This is a genomic window from Isoptericola sp. NPDC056618, from assembly GCF_042792715.1.
GTDB lineage: Bacteria > Actinomycetota > Actinomycetes > Actinomycetales > Cellulomonadaceae > Isoptericola > Isoptericola nanjingensis.
The window spans coordinates 1-20,569 of record NZ_JBHTVZ010000013.1 but is presented as its reverse complement, the minus strand read 5'-3'; the positions used below and the strand labels follow the sequence as shown (position 1 = coordinate 20,569).

Sequence of the window (20,569 nt, the reverse complement as noted above, 5' to 3'; positions counted from 1 at the left end):
GGCGTGCGAGGAGATCCTGTCCTGCGGGCGGAGACCCATGACGGGCGTGGACGTGGAGGCGACGGCACCGGGGGCGGCGGAGCCCGCTGCCAGCGCGCGAGTCAGTCCATCACGCCGGGGTAGTCGTCCTCGAGGCCCTCCTCGCCCTCCTCCGTGAGGGCGTCGCGCACGACGCCGAAGGAGACGCCCGGCGCGTAGCCCTTGCGCCCGAGCGCCCCGACGGCGCGGCGGACGCGCACGTCGCGCTCCAGCCCGCGGGTGCGTGCCACGTGCTTGCGGGCCAGGGCCAGAGCGGCCGCGCGCTCGTCGTCGGGGTCCACCTGCTCGAGCGCGTCGGCGGCCGTCTCCTCGGTGATGCCGCGGCGGCGCAGCTCCATCGCCAGCGCGCGCCGCGAGAGCCCCCGCTCGGCGTGCCGCGTGCGCACGAGCATGTCGGCGTAGGCGGCGTCGTCGACCAGACCCACCTCGTCGAACCGGTCCAGCACCGGCCCCACGACCGCCTCCGGGTAACCCTTGCGGGCGAGCGACTGTTCCAGCTCCGCGCGGCTCTTCGGGGCCGCCGTGAGGATGCGCAGCAGCGTCTCGCGCGCCTTCTCCGTGGCGTCCTCGAGCGACAGCTCGCCGGCCTCGAGCCGCTCGGCCACTGTGCGACGGCGCTGCCGCCCGCGCGCGGCGCCGTCCGCGTCGCCCTCCGAGCCGGCGTCCGAGCCGGCATGGCGGCGGCCGCGACGCTTCCCCACGCCGCGACCGCCCGGGGCAGTATCCCCCGACGTCACGAGACCCCTCCTCCGTCGACGGCGACGAGCGCGGCGCCTGTCAGAACGGCGCCTTCTTGCCCTTGGCGCCCGCCTTGGCGGTCGGTGCCGGGTCGACGCTCAGCCCCGTGGCGGAACCCGCGGCGCCCGTGGCCGGAGCCTCCGCCGCGGGGGCGTCCAGCTTGGCGCCGACACCGAGCTTCTCCTTGATGCGCTTCTCGATCTCGTTCGCCAGGTCGGGGTTGTCCTTCAGGAAGGCCCGGGCGTTCTCCTTGCCCTGGCCCAGCTGGTCGCCCTCGTAGGTGAACCACGAGCCGGACTTGCGCACGAACCCGTGCTCCACGCCCATGTCGATGAGCCCGCCCTCGCGGGAGATGCCCACGCCGTACAGGATGTCGAACTCCGCCTGCTTGAACGGCGGCGCCATCTTGTTCTTGACGACCTTGACGCGGGTCCGGTTGCCGACCGCGTCCGTGCCGTCCTTGAGGGTCTCGATGCGGCGGATGTCCATGCGCACCGAGGCGTAGAACTTCAGGGCCTTGCCGCCGGTGGTGGTCTCCGGCGAGCCGAAGAACACGCCGATCTTCTCGCGGAGCTGGTTGATGAAGATCGCCGTGGTGCCCGACGCGCTCAGCGCACCGGTGATCTTGCGCAGCGCCTGCGACATCAGGCGGGCCTGGAGGCCGACGTGGCTGTCGCCCATCTCGCCCTCGATCTCGGCCTTCGGCACGAGCGCCGCGACCGAGTCGATGACGATGATGTCCAGCGCGCCGGAGCGGATCAGCATGTCCGTGATCTCCAGGGCCTGCTCGCCGGTGTCCGGCTGCGAGACCAGCAGGGCGTCCGTGTCGACGCCGAGCTTCTTGGCGTACTCCGGGTCGAGCGCGTGCTCGGCGTCGACGAACGCCGCGATGCCGCCGGCCCGCTGGGCGCTGGCGACGGCGTGCAGCGCGACGGTCGTCTTGCCGGAGGACTCCGGCCCGTAGACCTCCACGACACGCCCGCGCGGGAGGCCGCCGATGCCGAGCGCGATGTCGAGCGCGATCGAGCCGGTGGGGATGACCTCGACGGGCGCGCGACCCTCGTCGCCGAGGCGCATGACCGAGCCCTTGCCGAAGCTGCGGTCGATCTGGGCGAGCGCGGCCTCGAGTGCCTTCTCGCGGTCTGCCGTTGCGGGCATGTCGGTCACCTTTGCGTTCTGGGCGCGGCGGCTGCGCGCCGGCGTTCGTGGCTGCGTGCTCATGTTGTCGTCGACCGTACGTGCCGCCACCGACACGGTCGGGGCGGTCCGTCGCGGCTGTGGAGGACGACGTCCGAGGACCCTCCTGGGGGCAGACTCTACCCGAACACGTGTTCGAGGACGTCGTCGCCCCCGGGCGTGTCGCGCCACGTCCCGCCGGGCCGCAGGACCACCACGCGCACGTCCGGCGCCGCCCGGCGGCAGGCCGCCGCGAAGGCCTCACCCGCGTGGTCCATCCACCCGCGCGGCACGTGCTGCCCGCCCGGCACGTGCAGGGTGCCCCAGTGCACCGGGACCGCCACGCGCGGCCGGACCTCGGCGCACACCTCGGCGGCACCGCGGGGGCCGAGGTGGCCGCCCGACAGCCGCGGGCCCCAGCCGGACACGGGCACGAGAGCCACGTCCACCCGCCCGCCGGCCAGCTCCCGCACGCGCCCCACGCCCGGGTGATGCTCGGTGTCCCCCGCGGCCCACACCGTCGCTCCGCGCCCGCGCACCAGGTGCCCGCTCGCGGCGTTCGGCCGGTGCGGCATCGGCCGGTCGCCGTGCACCGCGGCGGTCAGGCGCACCTGCACGCCCGCGACGTCGTGCCAGCGGCCTTGCTCCGGGGCGGGCTGGGGGGCTGGGTGGGAGGCATGGTGCGAGGCGTGATGCGCGACGTCGTGGCCCGGCGGGTGCCCGGCGGGGGGCGGCAGGTCGAGGCCGACGCCGCGCAGGCCCTTGCCGCGCAGCCAGCGGGCGTTCGCCGGTGCCGTGAGCACCGGCACGTCCCCGAGCAGCCGCAGCGAGCCCAGCTCGGCGTGGTCGTGGTGCAGGTGCGACAGCAGGGCGGCGTCCGCGCCGCGCCAGGCGTCCGCGTCCGGACGCCCGCCGCGACGCCGCAGGAGGCCCGCGTGCCGCCGCAGCAGCGGGTCCGTCACGAGCCGGGCGGTGCCGCCGCCCGCGCGCGGGACGTCGAGGACGACGGTCGAGTGCCCGAGCCACGTCACCCGGAGCCCCGACCCGTCGGCGCCGCGCCCGCCCGGCGCCCCGCTCACGAGGCCTCCCGCAGGCCGAGCGCGGCGAGCCAGGCGACGAGCCGGCGGTGCACCGCCTCCGCACCCACCAGCACGCGGGCACCGTCCACGTCCTCGCGCTCGTCGTCGGGCACGACGAGGTCGGCGGGGTGCAGCAGCAGCGCCTCGCCCTGCGCGCCGCCGAGCCCGCCGTGCGAGCCCACCAGCCCCTCGAGCGCGTGCACCCGGCCCATCGGGCCGACCGAGGACACGACCACGAGGTCGCCGGCGTCCTCCAGCCCGGCGACGCGCAGGAGGTCGGCACGCGCCCGCGACCCGTAGCCGACCAGGGGGTCCCGACCGGTCACGCGGCCGGTCGCCAGGTCGTGGGAGCCGAGCCGCCCGCGCGCCACCGGCCCCTGCGCGCCGTGGACCACGACGAAGCCCACGGCGGGCGACTCGACCAGGCCGGGCACGAGCGCGGGCCAACGCGCCGCGACCTCCGCGGCCGACAGCCGGCGCGGCTCGCGGCAGAACCACACCATCCCGAGGTTGCCCGAGCCGATCACCTCGACCTCGGGCAGGCTCGTCCGGCCGGTGTCGCGGTCCGGCCCGACCAGGAGCCGGCCGTCACCGTCGTCGTCCCGGCGCAGCGCGTGCAGCGCGGTGTTGGCCGGGCCCCACGCCTCGCCGTCCGTCCGGCCGCCCGGCGCCGGGGCGGGGATCGCCATGAGTCGGTGCACCTCGTCGGCGAACGACCGTCCCACCACCTGCTCGAAGGTCGCCCCCAGCGACTGCCCGTGGTCCGACACGACCACCGTGCGATACCGGCGCGGGGCGCCGCGCACGATCTCCTCCCACAGCCCGACGACCCGGTCGAGCCCTTCCAGCGCACGCAGCGCCTCCGGCCGCAGCGGGCCGGCGTGGTGCGCGATCTCGTCGTAGTCGACGAGGTCCACGCACACCACGGGCGCGCCGCGCACGAGCTGCTCCGCCACGAGCGAGGTGTTGAGGTCGCGCAGCAGCACGTTGGTCACCGCCCGCAGCACCGGGTACCAGCCGCGACGCGCCACCCGGGGACGCACCCCGCGCACCACCTGCTGCCACCCCTGGTACACCTCCTTGAGCGCCTCCCCGACGGTCCCGACCACCGCCCGCACCAGCACGAACGGGCTCGAGAAGAAGCGGACGAACAGCTGGCCGGGGCCGAGCCCTTCCGTCGCGCGGCTCATCACGAGCAGGCTGGTCGGGGCGTCGCCGGAGAACATCGTCGACACCGCCACCCCGCCGTCGGCGAGCAGCCCACGGCCGTCGGAGGCGGACCGCTCCACCTCGGCGGCGTCCGCCGGCCGGTTCGTCACCACCAGTCGCCCGAGCCGCCGCGACCACCATCGGAACGCCGGCACCGCGTCGGTGGTGCCGTGCAGCAGGCCCAGGGTGCTGGCCGGGGTGGTGCACGGGACGCGGGCCCACCACGACTCGAGCCGATGGCTGCCCGACCCGAGCCAGCGCTCCATCGTGGGCACGAGCCCGGCCTCCAGGGCGTGGTCGAGCGTCGGCCGGGCCACGCCGTCGAGCATGACGACGAGCATGCCCGGGGGCCGGTCGTCCGCACCGCCGCCGTCGCGGGCGGCCCGGCGCGGGAGCCCGGCGCGGCGCCGGGCCCGGCGCAGCAGGTCGCCGACCACGTACGCGTTGTCCCGCGCCCCGACCACCCAGTGCCCGCACGCCATCACCAGCGCGGCGACGAGGAGCACGGCGAGGACGTCCGCCCACGAGTCGCTCGACACGCCCGGGAGGAACGTCAGCGCGGCCCAGACGACCGCCACCTGCGCCGCCAGGCCGAGCAGGAGCGCCACGACGGCCCCGCCGGCGCGCGCGAGGCGACGCAGCGGCGCCCGCAGCAGCGCGTCGCCGAGCCCCACGACGAGCGCCGCGAGCAGCACGTCCCACGGTGCGGTGACCCGCACGCCGTCGACCAGCGCGATCGCGACCCCGAGCCCCGCGGCCGTGGAGACCAGGGACCAGAGGGCGGCGCGGACGTCCGCCACCGTCACGAGCGGGGGACGGTGGCGGCGCATGGCGCCATGATGCACCGCCTGCCCGACGTCGGCCCGAGCGGCGGGCGGTCGGCGCGCGGGCGGTCAGCGCGCGGGCGGCGCCTGGCGGCGGTCGTCGCGGCCCCAGCGCTCCGCGTCGGGGACGTCGAGCGCGTCGCACAGCGCGTGCCAGACGTCGCGGGGCTCCAGCCCGGCCTCGAGCGCCTCGGCCGGGGTCCGGCCGTCGAGGCGCGGCAGGACCTGCTCGCGCACGAGGGCACGCCCGTAGGCGGGCCCGAAGACCTCGTCGACCAGCTCGGCGAACTCGCGATAGCGCACGCCCCCAGCCTCGCACGGCCGGGAGCACGGTCGGGACGCCGGGCGCCGCGGACGCCGGGGCGACCTCCGGCCCGCCCTGCGGGCTGTCGGTGCTCCCTGCCAGGATGGCGAGGTGGTCGTCCCCCCGTCCGGCGTTCCCGCCGACCCTGCCGTCGCGCACGACGGCGTCCTCGCGCGGTTCGGCCCCGCGACGCGTGCCTGGTTCACCGGGGCGTTCGCCGCGCCGACCGCGGCGCAGGCCGGGGCGTGGGACGCGATCAGCTCCGACCGGCACGCGCTCGTCGTCGCGCCGACCGGGTCCGGCAAGACCCTCGCGGCGTTCCTCTGGGCCATCGACCGCCTCACGACCACGCCACCGCCGGAGCGGGCGCGCCGCTGCCGGGTGCTGTACGTCTCCCCGCTCAAGGCGCTCGCCGCCGACGTGCAGCGCAACCTGCGCTCCCCGCTGGCCGGCATCCGGCAGGCCGCCGCACGCGAGGGGCTCACGGTCGAGGAGGTGACCGTCGGCGCGCGCACGGGCGACACCCCCGCCTCCGAGCGCCGCGCGTTCGCCACCCGGCCGCCGGACGTGCTGGTCACCACCCCCGAGTCGCTGTTCCTCGTCCTCACCTCACAGGCGCGCGCGGGCCTCGCCGGCGTCGAGACCGTGGTCCTGGACGAGATCCACGCGGTGGCGGGCACCAAGCGCGGCGCCCACCTGGCGCTGAGCCTCGAGCGGCTGGACGCGCTCCTCGACCGGCCCGCGCAGCGGGTCGGCCTGTCCGCGACGGTCCGCCCCGTGGAGACGGTGGCCGAGTTCCTCGCCGGGCACCGCACCCCGGACGACGGCGGCCGGGAGGTCGTCGTCGTGCAGCCCGAGTCCACCAAGAAGTGGGACATCGACGTCGTCGTGCCGGTGCCCGACCTCGCCGACCTCGACTCGGGCGGTGTGCCCGACCCGACCGCGCCCGCGCCCGCGGCGGCGCCGTCCGCGGCCGGGCTCGGCGACGAGGAGCTGGAGCTCACCGGCGACGCCGCGTCGCCGCTGCGCCGCGCGTCCGTGTGGCCGCACGTCGAGGAGCGGGTCGTGGACCTCGTCGCCGAGCACCGCTCGACGCTGGTGTTCACCAACTCGCGCCGCGGCGCCGAGCGGCTGACCGCTCGGGTGAACGAGATCTGGGCGGAGCGCTCCGGGGTCGACCTGCCGGAGGCGGGCACGCAGTGGCCCGCGCAGACGCAGGGGCAGTCGGGGGCGTCGGTCGGGCTGCCCGCCCCCGACGGCGGGGGGCCGGACGTGCTCGCGCGCGCCCACCACGGCTCCATGAGCCGGGTCGAGCGCACCCGCACCGAGTCCGACCTCAAGGCGGGCCGCCTGCCGGCCGTGGTCGCGACGTCGTCCCTCGAGCTCGGCATCGACATGGGCGCCGTGGACCTCGTCGTGCAGGTCGGTGCGCCGCCGTCCGTCGCGAGCGGGCTGCAGCGCATCGGGCGCGCCGGCCACCAGGTGGGCGCGGTGTCGCACGGCGTCGTCTTCCCGACGTTCCGCGGCGACCTGGTGCCCGCGACCGTCGTGGCCCAGCGCATGCGCGCGGGCGAGATCGAGCACCTGCACGTCCCCGCCAACCCGTTGGACGTGCTCGCCCAGCAGGTGGTGGCGGCGCTCGCGACGGACGACTGGCAGGCCGACGACCTCCTCGCCGCGTTCCGCCGGGCGCACCCGTTCCGCTCGCTCGGCGACGCGACCTGGCGGGCCGTGCTCGACATGCTCGCCGGCCGCTACCCGAGCGAGGAGTTCGCCGAGCTGCGCGCCCGCATCGTCTGGGACCGCGCCACCGGCCGCCTGTCCGGGCGCCCCGGCGCCCTGCGGCTCGCCGCGACCAGCGGCGGCACCATCCCCGACCGCGGGCTCTACGGCGTCTACCTCGCCACGGAGGCGCCGGCCTCGGGCGCGCCGGCGGACGGCGGCGGCACGGCCGACCGGCCCCGCGGCGGGAAGCGCGTGGGCGAGCTGGACGAGGAGATGGTCTACGAGTCGCGCGTGGGCGACACGTTCACCCTCGGCTCGTCGACCTGGCGCATCGAGGAGATCACGCCCGACCGCGTCCTGGTGACCCCCGCACCCGGGCTCCCCGGGCGCCTGCCCTTCTGGAAGGGCGACTCCCCCGGCCGTCCCGTCGAGCTGGGGCGCGCGGTGGGCGCGTTCGTCCGCGAGACCGACGCGCTGCTCGCCGACGACGAGGAGCGCGGCACCGGGCGCGGCCGGGAGGTGCTGCGCGACGCCGGGCTCGACACCTGGGCGGCGGACAACCTCGCCGCGTACCTGGGCGAGCAGCGCCGCGCGACGGGGCGGCTGCCCGACGACCGCACCGTGGTCGTGGAACGGTTCCGCGACGAGCTCGGTGACTGGCGCGTCGTGATCCACTCCCCCTTCGGGGCGCCGGTGCACGCGCCGTGGGCGCTGGTCGTCGCCGCGCGCCTGCGGGCGCGGTACGGCACCGACGTCGCGGCCATGCACGCCGACGACGGGATCGTGCTGCGGCTCCCCGACGCCGGTGACTCCGGCTGGGACCTGGGCGGACCGGGCTGGGGCTCCGGGCCGGACGGCGCCGGGCCGGACGGGGCGGCGCGCGGCGACGCCCCCGCGGTCACGGCCGAGGACCTGCTCGTCGACCCGGACGAGGTGCTCGACGCGGTGCGCGAGGAGCTCGGCGGCTCGGTGATGTTCGCGGCGCGCTTCCGCGAGGCCGCCGCGCGGGCGCTGCTCCTGCCGCGGCGGCGTCCCGACCGGCGGCAGCCGCTGTGGCAGCAGCGGCAGCGGGCGTCACAGCTGCTGCAGGTCGCGTCGCAGTTCCCGGACTTCCCGATCATGCTCGAGGCCGCCCGCGAGTGCCTGCGCGACGACTTCGACGTCACGGCGCTCACGGACCTCATGCGCGACCTGCAGGGCGGCCGGGTGCGCCTGGTCGAGGTGACCACCTCCACGCCGTCCCCGTTCGCGCAGGCGCTGCTGTTCGGCTACACCGCCCAGTTCCTTTACGACGGCGACGCGCCGCTCGCGGAGCGGCGGGCGGCCGCACTGTCCCTGGACCCGGACCTGCTCACGGAGCTGCTCGGCGAGCAGGGCGCCACCCCGCTCGCGGACCTCCTCGACCCGGGCGCCGTGGAGCGCACCGAGGCGGAGCTCCAGGCGCTGGCGCCCGCGCGGCAGGCGCGCGACGCGGAGGGGCTGTGGGACGTGCTGCGCCGCACCGGGCCGCACGCCGCGTCCGCGCTGCGGGCCCGGACCCGCGAGGACTCCCGCGACCTCGTCGACGCGTGGCTGGCCGACCTGGAGGGCGCGCGCCGCGTCCTCCGGGTGCGGGTCGGCGGCCGCCCGGGCGACGATGCCGACGCCGAGCAGTGGGCCGTCGTGGAGGACGCCGGCCGGCTGCGCGACGCGCTCGGCGTCGCCCTGCCCGTGGGCGTGCCCGAGACGTTCACCGAGCCGGTGCCCGACCCCCTCGGCGACCTCGTCCGCCGCCACGCCAGGACGCACGGTCCGTTCCCCGCCGTGGACGTCGCGCGCCGGTTCGGGCTCGGCATCGCGGTCGTGGCCCAGGTGCTGGCCCGGCTGGAGGCGTCGGGCGCGGTCGCGCGCGGGGCGCTGCGGCCTTCCTCGCTGGGCGGCACGGGCGACGAGTGGTGCGACCCGGAGGTGCTGCGCACGCTGCGGCGCCGGTCGCTCGCCGCGCTGCGCGCCGAGGTGGAGCCGGTGGAGCCGGAGTCGCTCGGGGTCTTCCTCCCGCGCTGGCACGGGATCGGGGTGCGGGTGGGCGGCGCCGGGTCCGGAGGCGGGACGCTGCGCGGCGCGGACGGCGTGCTGCGCGCCGTGGAGCAGCTCTCGGGGGCCGCGGTGCCGGCGTCGGCGCTCGAGACGCTCGTCCTGCCCGCCCGCGTCTCCGACTACTCCCCCGCGGTGCTCGACGAGCTCACCACCGCGGGCGAGGTGCTGTGGTGCGGGCACGGCCGGCTCCCGGGGTCGGGCGGCGGCGACGGCATGGTGAGCCTGCACCTGGCCGACGGCGCCCCGCTCACCCTGCGCGACCCGGACGCCGTGGACGAGGGCGGGCCGCTCGACAGCGACCTGCACCGGGCCGTGCTCGACCTGCTCACCGGCTCGGGCGGATACTTCCTGCCCCGCCTCGCGGAGCTCGCGGACGCGAGCCAGGCCGGCACGCTCGACGCGTTGTGGGACCTGGTGTGGGCGGGCTGGGTGACGAACGACCGCCTGGGTCCGCTGCGTGAGTCGCTCGGCGGCTCCACCCGGCGCGGGACCAGGCACGGCGGCGGCGCGCACCGCGCTCCCGCGGCTCCCGGGCGGGCCCGCCCCGTGCGGCCGTCCCGCTTCGGGCTCGCCCGCCCGACGTCGGCGGCCGCCGCGCCGCGGACCGGCGGCGGCCGCTGGTCGGCGCTGCCGCCCGTGGAGCAGGACCCGACCGTGCGCGCCCACGCCCTCACCCAGGTGCTGCTGGAGCGGCACGGCGTCCTGACCCGCGCGGCGGCGCCCGCGGAGGGGGTGACCTCCCGCTTCCGCGACGTGTACCGGGTGCTCCGGGTGCTCGAGGAGCGCGGGGCCGTGCGGCGCGGCTACTTCGTCGAGGGCCTGGGCGGCTCGCAGTTCGCGCTGCCCGGAGCGGTCGACCAGCTGCGGACGGACGCCGCCGACCGCGCCCGGGCCCGGGACGCCCTCGTCGAGGGCGACGGCGCCGGCCCCGCCAGCATCGGCGGCCGGGCCGAGCCGGGCGCCGTCCTCCTCGCCGCGACCGACCCGGCCAATCCGTACGGCGCCGCGGTCGCCTGGCCGCGCACGGCGACCCCGCGCACCGGGTCGGCCGGGGCCCGGGCCTCGGACGGCGGGGACGACGCCGCCGGTGCGCACCGTCCGGGGCGCAAGGCCGGCGCGGTCGTCGTGCTGGTCGACGGCGAGCTGGTGCTGTTCGTCGAGCGCGGCGGGCGCACGGTGCTGTCCTTCGGCCGCGGCGACGCGGGCGACGGCCCCCGCCACGCCGCTGCGGCCCGGCTGCTCGTGACGGAGACGCGCGCCGACCGGCTCGGGCGCGTCACCGTGCAGCGCGTCGACGGCATCCCCGCCCTCACCGCCGCCCGCGACCGGACCCCGGCCGCGGCCGCGCTGCTCGACGCCGGCTTCGGCGTGACGCCGCGCGGCCTGCGCCCGGCCTGACCCCAGGAGGCGACGTGCCCGAGGGAGACGTGCTGCGGCTCACCGCCGGACGGCTCGGCGCCGCGCTGCGCGGCTCGCCCCTGGTGCGCGCCGAGCTCCGCTGGCCCTCCGCGGCGGGTGTGGACCTCGTCGGCGCCACGGTGCGCGAGTCGGTCGCGTACGGCAAGCACCTGCTCACCCGGTTCGACGACGGCCGCACTCTGCACACCCACCTGCGGATGGACGGCTACTGGCGGGTGCACCGCACGGGCGCCCGCGAGGCGAACGGCCGCTCCCCCGCCGTCCGCGCGGTCCTGGCGACCGAGACCTGGACGTGCCTCGGGTGGCACCTCGGCATGCTCGACGTCCTCCGCACCCGCGACGAGCCCCGCTTGCTGGGCCACCTCGGCCCGGACGTCCTCGGCGACGACTTCGCGGAGCGGCTCGACGAGGGCGCGGCCCGCCTCGTCACCGACCCCGACCGTCCGCTCTGCGCGGCCCTGCTCGACCAGCGCGGGGTGGCGGGCCTCGGCACCATCTGGACGGCCGAGTCGCTCTTCGCCACGCGCCGGTGGCCCTGGACCCCCGTCGGCTCCCTGGACGACGACGCGCGCCGCACCCTGCTGGTGACGGCCCGCCGGCTCATGGGGCGCAGCGTCGAGGTGGGCCGGCGCTCCGGGCTGGGGGCCGTGGAGCTCGCCGTGCACGGCCGCCACCACAAGCCGTGCCGCCGCTGCGGCACGCCCGTCGCCCTGGGCTCCACCGCCGGCTCCGGGCGGCGGCCCGACGCCGGCGAGCGAGCGATCTACTGGTGCCCGACCTGCCAGTCCGCGCCCTGAGCCTCCCGCCCCGGACGCACGAAGGTCCGGCCCCCGGGCGGTACCCGCGGGGCCGGACCTGTGCGTGGGAAGAGCTGTGGGCCCTGATCAGCCGACCGGTGCGAGGTCTCCTCGCATCGACTCGTCGCGCGACTCGCCGGCACGGCTGAGCAGCCCGGCGTAGACGTCCGCCGGGATCGTGTCGGGGATGTGCAGGCCCTCGGCGACCGCGATCCGGTCGCTGACCTCACGCAGCACGAGGGACATCGGTACGTCGAGCGCCTCGCAGATCGACGCCAGCAGCTCCGACGACGCCTCCTTCTGCCCGCGCTCGACCTCGCTCAGATATCCGAGCGAGACCCTCGCTGCGGACGACACCTCACGCAGGGTGCGCCCCTGGCGCTGCCGCGCGTCGCGCAGCACGTCGCCGATCTCACGTCGCAGTACGACCATCTCGCGCCCCCTCTCCGTGTCCGATCGTCCCGGCACCGGACCGGTCGTGACCGGGTTCCTCGTCCGTCCTGTCGTTCCCCTGGCTCCAGGGGTGGCACTACCGTACCGCGCGCGCGCCGTGCCCGGCCTGGTGTGGCGTGCATCGAGACGGGTTCGTGCCCTGTCGGTCATCACACCCTTCGCAACGCGGGCACCCGGGTGCTTGTTCCCGCGGTCACGACCCGCGACAGGCTCGTCACGCACCCTTCACAGGCCGCCGTCCTGCCCGTCGTCCGGCACGACGTCGTCCGCGGCCGACGCGTCGCCCCAGGCCTCGAGCGCCAGCGCCAGGACGGCCCGCACCACCCCCGCCCGCACCTGGGCGCGGGTGCCGGCGAGATCGAGGCGGAGCACCCGGTCGCCCACGGGCGTGCTGACGGCGGCGTAGGCCTCGCCCGGCGGGTGACCGTCCTGCGGGTCGGGCCCGGCGACCCCGGTCGTCGCGAGGCCGACGTCGGCGCTCAGCACCCGGCGCACGCCCGACGCCATCTGCCCGGCGACCGCGGGGTCCACGGGGCCCCGGAGCGCCAGGAGGCCGGGGTCGACGCCCAGCGCCGCGGCCTTGAGGTCGGTCGCGTAGGCGACGACGCCGCCACGCACGACGGCGGACGCCCCCGGCACGTCGACGAGGGTCGCCACCACCAGCCCGCCGGTGAGGGACTCCGCGGCGGCCAGCGTCCAGCCGCGGGCGTGCGCGCCGTCGAGCACGGCGCGCGCGAGCCTCCCCGACGGCGTCGTCATGCGGCGGGCCGGGGCCCGGGCTCACGACGCCCGGCGGCGAGAAGGCGCGCGCCCTGCACGAAGTAGTCGACGCCCGTCACGACGGTCACCGCGATCGCGGCCCACAGCACGATCCACGCCACGACGTGCACGACACCGGGGAGCGCCGCCAGGGGCAGGAGGAAGAGCGTGATCGCGACGGCCTGCAGCACCGTCTTCAGCTTGCCGCCCCGCGACGCCGGCATCACGGCGTACCGCAGCACCACCATCCGCAGCGCGGTGACGGCGAGCTCGCGCGCGAGGATGACCGTCGGCACCCACCACGGCAGCTCGCCCAGCGGCCAGCAGAGCAGGATCAGGGCGGCGCCCACGAGGGCCTTGTCCGCGATGGGGTCGAGGATCTTGCCGAGGTCGGTCACGAGGTTGCGCGACCGGGCCAGGTAGCCGTCGACGCGGTCGCTCACGGCGGCGACCACGAACACGCCCGTCGCCACGAGCCGCCAGGTGATCGAGTCCCCGCCCTCCATGAGCAACGCCCAGGCGAACACGGGCACCAGCGCGATGCGCACGAGGGTCACCGCGTTGGCGACGTTCCAGGGCGAGGGCGCTTCGTTGACCACCGGCCCACCCTATCGGGGCGACGGGCGTCGGACGCCCGCGGGCCGGTGGGCCGCGCGGGCAGTACTCTCCTCGCGTGCCGCGCCACGCGTCCGACGACGGACGACCCTCACGACGACGTCTCGTCGCCCTGGCCGCGCTGTGCGGTACCGCCCTCGGCGTCGGCGGGGTGCTCGCCGTCGGACCGCTCGGGGGCGCGGAGCCCTCGCCCCCCTCCGGCGCGGGCGCGTCGTCGACGGGCGCGTCTCCCGACAGCCCGTCCCCGACCCCGAGCCCGACTCCCCGGCCGGTCGAGTTCACGCTGCTCGCCGCGGGCGACCTGCTCACGCACAACCCGGTCGTCAGGTCCGCCGGCGGGCCGCAGGATCCCGACTTCACGCCCCTGCTCGCCGGGCTGGACGCCTGGGTGGAGGGCGCCGACCTGGCCCTGTGCCACCTGGAGGTCCCGGTGGCGCCGAAGGGCACGGACCCCAGCGGCTACCCCCTGTTCGGCGCGCCCCCGGGCCTGGTGCGGGACCTCGACGAGCAGGGCTGGGACGGCTGCTCGACGGCCTCCAACCACTCCGTCGACCGGGGCTACGACGGCGTCACCGCCACGATCCGGCGCCTGGCCGACGCCGGGATGGGGTTCGCGGGGACGGCCCGCAGCGCGGCGCAGCAGGACGAGCCGCAGCGGTACGTGCTGACCCGCGAGGACCGGGAGATCACGGTCGCGCACCTGGCCGCCGCCTACGGGCTCAACGGGCTGCCGATGCCCGCGGACGCGCCCTGGGCGGTCGACCTCATCGACGCCGACCGGCTCGTGCGGCAGGCCCGCCAGGCCCGCGAGGACGGCGCCGACGTCGTCGTCGTCAGCCTGCACGCCGGGGTCGAGTACACGGAGACGCTGACCGACCAGCAGGAGGACGTCGTACGACGGCTCGCGCGGTCCGGCGAGGTCGATCTCGTCATCGGGCACCACGCGCACGTCCCCCAGCGGATCGACCTCGTGGGCAAGGGCCCCGACGGCGAGGGGATGTGGGTCGCCTACGGCCTCGGCAACCTGCTGTCGAACCAGAGCGCGGCGTGCTGCGACGCGCGCACCAGCAACGGCGTGCTGCTCACGGCGACCCTGACCCAGGACACCCCGGACGACCCCACCCGCGTGACGGGGGTGACCTGGACCGGCACCACCGTGGACATCGGCGGCGGGCACGACGTGGTCGCGCTCCCCGACGTCCTCGACGATCCCGGCACCACGACCCTGTCCGCCGCGGAGCTCGAGGCCCGCGAGGACCGGGTCCGGGACGCGGTCGGCGACGTCGCCCGGGAACGACAGGAGCCGTCCGTCGCCACGGGCCCTCCGCCGGAGGTGCTCCCCCGCGACGACTGACCGGCGACCGGCGCGGAGCCTCCCGGGCCTCCCGGGACGCTCAGCGCCAGCCGTTCTCCGGGTCGGTGTCGGCGTCGTCGTGGTAGTCCGTGGCCACGGGCGGGGCGTGCCCGTCGGTGCCGTCCGCGTACGGGTCCGACGTGCCGCCGCCCGCGGACCCGCCGTCGGCGTCCTGGTCGTACGCCTGCGGCGTCTCGCCGCGGATGAGGGCGAGCGCGGACGGCAGGTCGTCCGGGGTCACCAGCACCTCGCGCGCCTTCGACCCCTCGGACGGGCCGACGATCTCGCGCGACTCGAGCAGGTCCATGAGTCGGCCCGCCTTGGCGAAGCCCACCCGCAGCTTGCGCTGCAGCATCGACGTGGAGCCGAACTGCGTGGTCACCACGAGCTCGGTGGCCTGGAGCAGCAGGTCGAGATCGTCGCCGATGTCCTCGTCCACCTGCTTCTTGGCCGCCGCGGGCGCGGTGACGTCCTCGCGGTAGACGGGCTTGAGCTGCGCCTTCACGTGCTCGACGACGGAGTGCACCTCGGACTCGGTGACCCAGGCGCCCTGCACGCGCATGGGCTTGGCCGCGCCCATGGGCAGGAAGAGGGCGTCACCCTGGCCGATGAGCTTCTCGGCGCCCGGCTGGTCGAGCACGACGCGCGAGTCGGCCAGCGACGACGTCGCGAACGCGAGCCGGGACGGCACGTTCGCCTTGATCAGGCCGGTGACGACGTCCACCGACGGGCGCTGCGTGGCGAGCACCAGGTGGATGCCGGCGGCGCGCGCGAGCTGGGTGATCCGCTGGATCGAGGCCTCGACGTCGCGCGGCGCCACCATCATGAGGTCCGCGAGCTCGTCCACCACGACCAGGAGGTACGGGTACGGCGCGATCTTGCGCTCCGAGCCCGGCAGCGGCTTCACCTTGCCCGCCCGGACGGCGGAGTTGAAGTCGTCCACGTGCTTGTAGCCGAACGTGGCGAGGTCGTCGTAGCGGGCGTCCATCTCGCGCACCACCCAGTCGAGAGCCTCGGCGGCCTTCTTGGGGCTGGTGATGATCGGCGTGATCAGGTGCGGGATGCCCTCGTAGATCGTCAGCTCGACGCGCTTCGGGTCGACGAGGACCAGGCGCACCTGCTCCGGCGTCGCCCGCATGAGGATCGAGGTGATGAGCGAGTTGATGAAGCTGGACTTGCCGGCGCCCGTCGCGCCGGCGACGAGGATGTGCGGCATCTTCGCGAGGTTCGCGACGACGTAGCCGCCCTCGACGTCCTTGCCCACGCCCATGACCATCGGGTGCTCGGTGCGGCGTGCCGCCGACGAGCGCAGCACGTCGCCGAGCACGACCGTCTCGCGGTCGGAGTTCGGGATCTCGATGCCGATCGCCGACTTGCCGGGGATGGGCGACAGGATGCGCACGTCCGCGCTCGCCACCGCGTACGCGATGTTGTTGGACAGCGACGTGATGCGCTCGACCTTGGTCTTCGCGCCGACCTCGACCTCGTACCGGGTGACCGTCGGCCCACGGGTGAAGCCCGTCACCTGCGCGTCGACGCCGAAGTCCTCGAAGACCTTCGTCAGCGACTCCACCACGCGGTCGTTCGCCGCGGACCGGGTCTTGTGCGGCGCGCCCTTGCCGAGCGACTCCTCGCTGGGCAGCAGGTAGACCGTGTCGCCGTCGAGCATGGGCTGCTCGGCGCGGCCCATCGGCGGCAGGTCGCTCGCGGGGGCCGGGGCGGGCTCGTCGGGCACGACGGCGGCGACGGCCTCGGTCGGCGCGGTCGCGGCAGCGCCGACCCTCGGTGCGGCCTTGCCGCGCGGGCCCTTCGCAGCCTTGGCGGCCGCGTCCTTCTCGAGCGTGGCGGCCTTCTCGAACGCCTCGTCCCCGGCGTACTCGTCGAGCCCGTCGGCCTCGGCCGCCTCGGCGGCCCGCTGCGCCTTCGTCTTGCGGGTGCGCTTCTTGCGCGGCGCCGGGTCGGTGCCGTCGTGCCGCGAGACGCCCTCGGCGAGCGCGAGCCCGTCGTCGTCCACGGCCTCGTCGGCCCGGTGGTTGCCGGTGAGGCGGTCGTACAGGCCCCGCAGCCGCTCGGGGATGCGGTGCACCGGCGTGGCCGTGACCACCAGGAGGCCGAAGAAGCCCAGGAGCAGGAAGAGCGGGACGGCGACCCATTCGGTCAGCCCGGTCACGACCGGCGTCGCGGCGAGGTAGCCGATGATGCCGCCGGCGTCCTGGAGCGCCTCGAAGCCGTCGCTCGGCGCGGGCGTGCCCTCCGCGATCGCGACGAGCGCGCACACCGACACGACGACGAAGATCAGGCCGATGGCGACGCGGGAGTTCGCCTGCCCCCGTTCGGGGTGCCGCATGACGCGGAACCCCAGCCACAGGAGCAGCACGGGGACGGCCACGCCGGCCAGTCCCACGGTGCCGGCGACGACGGCGTGCACGACGGTGCCGAAGGTGCCGGAGATCCCCCACCACTCCCGCGCGGCCACGACCAGCGCGAGGGCGATGAGGAAGAAGGCGACGCCGTCTCGGCGGTGCTCGGGTTCCAGGTCTCTTGCTCCCTTGGTGATGCTGCGGGTCAGGCCGCCGAGCCCGTGCGCGACGCCCAGGTACAGGCCGCGCACCGCCCGGACGGGCCAGGACGGCCCCGACCGTACCGGCCGTCGCGCCGGCGGCCTGCGCGTGCCGGTGCCCCGACCCGAGCTGCCGCCCGACCCCTTGCCCGACGAGCGGGTGGACGACGAGCGCCCGGAGGAGGACCGGGCGGGCGCACGCCGGGTCGGGGCGGCCACGGATGCGGTCCGCCCCGTTCGTGCCGTCCCCCGCGGAGTCCCGGTAATTCTGCGGGCGGGTGTCCGGGTCGCCATGATGCCCCCACGGTACCCGCGCCATGGGTCGCGACGCCGCAGGTCCAGGGCGCGTGTTGCCGGCCCCCGGGCGGGCCTCAGCCGGCTGTGAGAAGCCCCACGCCCAGCGTCACGACGCCGGCGGCGAGGACGGCGGCGCCGGCGGGCAGCAGGAGGACGGCCCGGTTCGGCGACGTGCGCCCGGCCCCCGCGGCCGACAGGAAGAAGCCGGCGGGCAGGAGGATCGCGGCGACCAGCACGCCGGTCGCCGCGAGCCAGCGCCACCCTCCGGCGAGATCCGTCGCCTCGGCGAGCACCACGCACAGCAGGCCCAGGATGACGAGGACCCCGGCGTGCGCGTGCCCCGCCCGGAAGAACGAGGTCTGGAACGGCGTGGCGGGCGCCCTCCCGGTGACCACCTTCACGAGGAACCAGCCGCCGGACTCGATGCCGACCACGGTGAGGAGGACGACGCCCGCCGTGATGCGGGCGGCGTCGGTGAGCTCGAGCACGGGATCCTCCGGCAGGACGAACGGACGAGGTTTATGAACATGGTTATAGAACACCGTTCGCAAACCTGCGTCAAGAGGTCTACGCTCACCGCATGGCCCGCCCCCGCCTGCACGACGACGCCCTGCGCACCCGCCTGCTGGAGGTCACCTCCGAGGCCCTCTCCACCGGGGGCGAGCACGCCGTGACCGTCCGGTCGGTCGCCGCCTCCGCCGGCACCAGCGCGTCCGCCGTGTACGCGCTGTTCGGCTCGCGCGAGGAGCTGCTCGCCGCCGTCAGCGCCGAGGGCTTCCGCCGGTTCGCCACGCATCTGGCCGCCGTCCCGCGCACCGACGACCCCGCAGCCGACCTGCGCGCCCTCGGCGTGGCGTACCGTCGCAGCGCGCTGGCCGACCCGCACTTCTACCGGACGATGTTCGACCGGGCCGTGCGCCCGGGCGCCGACGCCGCGCCCGCCGTCGAGCAGCCCACCTTCCGCGTGCTGCGCGACGCCGCCGCGCGCGTGCTCGGCGTCGGGCCCGACGACGCCGAGGCGGTCGCCGTCGGGCTGTGGGGGCTCGTGCACGGCCTGGTGTCGCTCGAGCTCGCCGGGCTGCTGCCGGGCGACGAGCCCGCCCGCGCCGCGCGCTACGAGGCCGCGGCGGGCGCCGTCGGGCCCGCCCTGCTCGCGCGCTGAGGAATGCCGGCCGGCGCGGCGCTCAGCCCGCCCGGCGCCACTCCTCGACGTCGGCCACGTGGCGCGCCACCGCCTCGGGAGCCAGGAAGGACCCGCGGAACGACGCCGCGGCGAGGTCGGCGCGCTGGTCCCGCGTGAGGTGGAACTGCGCGGTCACGGCGTCGTCGACCTCGTCGACGTAGCCGCCGAAGTACGACGGGTCGTCGGAGTTGAGCGACACGTTCAGCCCCGCCTCGAGCATCGCCGGCAGCGGGTGCTGGGCGAGGGACGGCACGGCGCGCAGCCGCACGTTGGAGACGGGGCAGACGGTGAGCGGGACCTGGTCGCGCACCAGCCGCGCCACCACGTCCGGGTCCTCGAGCGCGCGGATGCCGTGGTCCACCCGCTCCGCGCCGAGCAGGTCCAGCACCTCGGTCACGTGCCAGGCCGGGCCCTCCTCGGCGGCGTGCGCCGTGCGCCGCAGCCCGTGCGCGGCGGCCCTGGCGAACGCCGGCGCGAACGGGGCGGCCGAGAAACCGACCTCCGTGGACGCGAGCCCCACGCCGGCGACCGGGGCGTCGAGCGCCAGCAGGTCGTCGAGCAGCTCCTCCGCCTCCGGCGCGGGCCGGTGGCGCAGGAACGCCGCGATCAGCAGGCCGGAGACGCCGAGCTCCGCCTCGCCGTCCGCGAGGCCCTGCGTCACGCCCGCCACGACCTCCGCCAGGGGCACGCCCCGCGCGACGTGCGTCTGCAGGTCGACCATGAGCTCGGCGTGCCGCACCCCGCCCGCCGCGGCCCGCCGCAGGTAGGCGACCGTGAGGTCCGCGAAGTCGTCCGCCGTGCGGAGCACCTGCGACGTCGCGTGGTAGAGGTCGAGGAAGGACTGCAGGTCCGTGAACGCGTACGCCGTGCGCAGCGCGGCCGGGTCCGCGAACGGCAGGTCGATCCCGTTCCGGTCGGCGAGGGCGAACGCCAGCTCGGGCTCGAGGGTGCCCTCCAGGTGCAGGTGGAGCTCGGCGCGCGGGGGTCGCTGCGGGGTCGCCGCGAGCGGGTGGGACGACGCCGGGGTCGAGGGGGTCGGGGTCATGCCAGGCAGCGTACGGTGCCGCGTGCGCCCTCAGGCGACCGGGGCGAGCCTGGCCCGCAGCCCCCCTGTGATCTCGCGCACCAGGCCGATCCAGAGGACGGCGCCCGCCACCACGGCCACGGTGGCGAGGCCCTCGAACACGGGGACCGTCTCCGGGTCGCGCGCGGCGAGGCCCAGGGACGAGAACGCCGCCTGGTTCGACGCCCACAGACCCACGAGCCAGCACGCCCACCACCAGCCGAGCCGGCTCGGCGTCCGGCCGCCCACCGCGGCGGCGCGCACGTCACGCACCACCTGGAACGGGAACCAGAGGGCGACGACGGGGACCGCCCACCCCAGCCAGACCCACACCGGCCCGCGCACCTGCCGGACCGCCGGGGACAGCACCATCGCGATGCGCCGGCACTGCTGGAGCCAGAGGCACGCGACGACGAACGCCGCGACCTGGAGCGGCAGGAGGAGGTTGCCGAGCTCGTCGTACGGCGTCGAGACCGACAGGAGCGACCCGCCCGCCGCGAGCGCCGCCTCGTAGGGCGCGACCGCCGGGAACGAGGCGGCCAGGAGCACCACCTGGACCACGGACCAGGCCACCGCCAGGGCGACGGTCGCCGTCGCGAGCCCCGTCGGGGTGGCCGGCGCGGGAGCCGGCGAGGCCCAGCCCACCGGGGCCGACGGTGCGGCGGCCGGCGGCGTGTACCCCGGCGGCGCGTAGGCACCGAACCGCGGCTGCGGCGCCGGCGCCGGCGCGGCCGGCGGGGCCACGGGTGGGGTGGCACCGGACGGCGGGGCGAACGGGTCGGGCTGGGTCATGGATACCTCCGGGACGGCGGCGGGGGGGGGGGCCCCCCAAGGGGGGGGCCCCCCCCCCCCGCGCGCCCCCCCCCGCCCGGGGGCCCCGCCCGGCCCGCCCCGCCCCC

Annotated in this window: 16 protein-coding genes; 4 read left to right on the top strand and 12 right to left on the bottom strand. The window is 76.8% G+C overall.

Annotated features, from left to right (window positions below):
• Positions 1–101: 101 nt before the first annotated feature.
• The 5 genes from ACFQ8T_RS15070 to ACFQ8T_RS15050 form a co-directional block, all read right to left on the bottom strand.
• Entirely contained in the window at positions 102–776 is a 675-nt protein-coding gene (locus ACFQ8T_RS15070; RefSeq protein WP_430547332.1) for a regulatory protein RecX, read from the bottom strand.
• A gap of 40 nt (positions 777–816) precedes the next feature.
• Entirely contained in the window at positions 817–1,935 is a 1,119-nt protein-coding gene (gene recA / locus ACFQ8T_RS15065; RefSeq protein WP_429762224.1) for a recombinase RecA, read from the bottom strand.
• A 158-nt stretch (positions 1,936–2,093) separates the two neighbouring features.
• Complete coding sequence (locus tag ACFQ8T_RS15060; protein WP_430547331.1) at positions 2,094–3,032, bottom strand: MBL fold metallo-hydrolase; 939 nt, start codon at positions 3,030–3,032, stop codon at positions 2,094–2,096.
• Positions 3,029–5,071, bottom strand: coding sequence for a phosphodiesterase (locus tag ACFQ8T_RS15055; RefSeq protein WP_430547330.1), 2,043 nt, complete (start codon positions 5,069–5,071; stop codon positions 3,029–3,031). The genes ACFQ8T_RS15060 and ACFQ8T_RS15055 overlap by 4 nt, the downstream gene beginning before the upstream one ends.
• Positions 5,072–5,134: 63 nt before the next feature.
• Positions 5,135–5,368 carry a DUF3046 domain-containing protein gene (locus ACFQ8T_RS15050; protein WP_429728478.1) on the bottom strand — a complete coding sequence of 78 codons (234 nt, stop codon included), beginning with the start codon at positions 5,366–5,368 and terminating at the stop codon, positions 5,135–5,137.
• 112 nt (positions 5,369–5,480) lie between these two features.
• Here ACFQ8T_RS15050 and ACFQ8T_RS15045 point away from each other — a divergent pair, with 112 nt between their 5' ends.
• Positions 5,481–10,568, top strand: coding sequence for a DEAD/DEAH box helicase (locus ACFQ8T_RS15045; protein WP_430547329.1), 5,088 nt, complete (start codon positions 5,481–5,483; stop codon positions 10,566–10,568).
• Positions 10,569–10,582: 14 nt separating this feature from the next.
• Complete coding sequence (locus tag ACFQ8T_RS15040) at positions 10,583–11,386, top strand: DNA-formamidopyrimidine glycosylase family protein (protein ID WP_430547328.1); 804 nt, start codon at positions 10,583–10,585, stop codon at positions 11,384–11,386.
• Between the two features lie 87 nt (positions 11,387–11,473).
• On the opposite strand, the gene ACFQ8T_RS15035 is transcribed toward ACFQ8T_RS15040, so the two are convergent.
• The 3 genes from ACFQ8T_RS15035 to pgsA form a co-directional block, all read right to left on the bottom strand.
• Positions 11,474–11,818 (bottom strand): helix-turn-helix domain-containing protein, encoded by a 345-nt coding sequence (locus ACFQ8T_RS15035; RefSeq protein ID WP_430547327.1) that lies wholly within the window; start codon positions 11,816–11,818, stop codon positions 11,474–11,476.
• 246 nt (positions 11,819–12,064) lie between these two features.
• Positions 12,065–12,598: a CinA family protein gene (locus ACFQ8T_RS15030; protein ID WP_430547326.1), complete on the bottom strand. Its 534-nt coding sequence runs from the start codon at positions 12,596–12,598 to the stop codon at positions 12,065–12,067.
• Complete coding sequence (pgsA, locus tag ACFQ8T_RS15025; RefSeq protein ID WP_430547325.1) at positions 12,595–13,197, bottom strand: CDP-diacylglycerol--glycerol-3-phosphate 3-phosphatidyltransferase; 603 nt, start codon at positions 13,195–13,197, stop codon at positions 12,595–12,597. The genes ACFQ8T_RS15030 and pgsA overlap by 4 nt, the downstream gene beginning before the upstream one ends.
• A gap of 74 nt (positions 13,198–13,271) precedes the next feature.
• Here pgsA and ACFQ8T_RS15020 point away from each other — a divergent pair, with 74 nt between their 5' ends.
• Positions 13,272–14,567 carry a CapA family protein gene (locus ACFQ8T_RS15020; protein WP_430547324.1) on the top strand — a complete coding sequence of 432 codons (1,296 nt, stop codon included), beginning with the start codon at positions 13,272–13,274 and terminating at the stop codon, positions 14,565–14,567.
• 40 nt (positions 14,568–14,607) lie between these two features.
• On the opposite strand, the gene ACFQ8T_RS15015 is transcribed toward ACFQ8T_RS15020, so the two are convergent.
• Positions 14,608–17,421, bottom strand: a complete 2,814-nt coding sequence (locus ACFQ8T_RS15015; RefSeq protein ID WP_430547323.1) for a DNA translocase FtsK 4TM domain-containing protein — start codon at positions 17,419–17,421, stop codon at positions 14,608–14,610.
• A gap of 77 nt (positions 17,422–17,498) precedes the next feature.
• A complete protein-coding gene (locus ACFQ8T_RS15010) occupies positions 17,499–17,912 on the bottom strand; it encodes a hypothetical protein (RefSeq protein ID WP_430547322.1) in 414 nt (137 codons plus the stop codon).
• A gap of 92 nt (positions 17,913–18,004) precedes the next feature.
• On the opposite strand from ACFQ8T_RS15010, the gene ACFQ8T_RS15005 reads away from it, so the two are divergent.
• Positions 18,005–18,586, top strand: a complete 582-nt coding sequence (locus ACFQ8T_RS15005; RefSeq protein WP_430547321.1) for a TetR/AcrR family transcriptional regulator — start codon at positions 18,005–18,007, stop codon at positions 18,584–18,586.
• 22 nt (positions 18,587–18,608) lie between these two features.
• Here ACFQ8T_RS15005 and add read toward each other — a convergent pair whose 3' ends face one another.
• Together add and ACFQ8T_RS14995 are read right to left on the bottom strand one after the other, a co-directional pair.
• Positions 18,609–19,652: an adenosine deaminase gene (add, locus tag ACFQ8T_RS15000; protein ID WP_430547320.1), complete on the bottom strand. Its 1,044-nt coding sequence runs from the start codon at positions 19,650–19,652 to the stop codon at positions 18,609–18,611.
• A 30-nt stretch (positions 19,653–19,682) separates the two neighbouring features.
• Positions 19,683–20,462 (bottom strand): DUF4328 domain-containing protein, encoded by a 780-nt coding sequence (locus tag ACFQ8T_RS14995; protein ID WP_430547319.1) that lies wholly within the window; start codon positions 20,460–20,462, stop codon positions 19,683–19,685.
• Between the last annotated feature and the right edge of the window lie 107 nt (positions 20,463–20,569).

Coding starts and splice junctions, on each gene's coding strand:
- ACFQ8T_RS15015 (WP_430547323.1), bottom strand. CDS start 17,421: ATGGCGACCCGGACACCCGCCCGCAGAATTACCGGGACTCCGCGGGGG.
- recA (WP_429762224.1), bottom strand. CDS start 1,935: ATGCCCGCAACGGCAGACCGCGAGAAGGCACTCGAGGCCGCGCTCGCC.
- ACFQ8T_RS15030 (WP_430547326.1), bottom strand. CDS start 12,598: ATGACGACGCCGTCGGGGAGGCTCGCGCGCGCCGTGCTCGACGGCGCG.
- ACFQ8T_RS14995 (WP_430547319.1), bottom strand. CDS start 20,462: ATGACCCAGCCCGACCCGTTCGCCCCGCCGTCCGGTGCCACCCCACCC.
- ACFQ8T_RS15035 (WP_430547327.1), bottom strand. CDS start 11,818: ATGGTCGTACTGCGACGTGAGATCGGCGACGTGCTGCGCGACGCGCGG.
- ACFQ8T_RS15055 (WP_430547330.1), bottom strand. CDS start 5,071: ATGCGCCGCCACCGTCCCCCGCTCGTGACGGTGGCGGACGTCCGCGCC.
- add (WP_430547320.1), bottom strand. CDS start 19,652: ATGACCCCGACCCCCTCGACCCCGGCGTCGTCCCACCCGCTCGCGGCG.
- ACFQ8T_RS15005 (WP_430547321.1), top strand. CDS start 18,005: ATGGCCCGCCCCCGCCTGCACGACGACGCCCTGCGCACCCGCCTGCTG.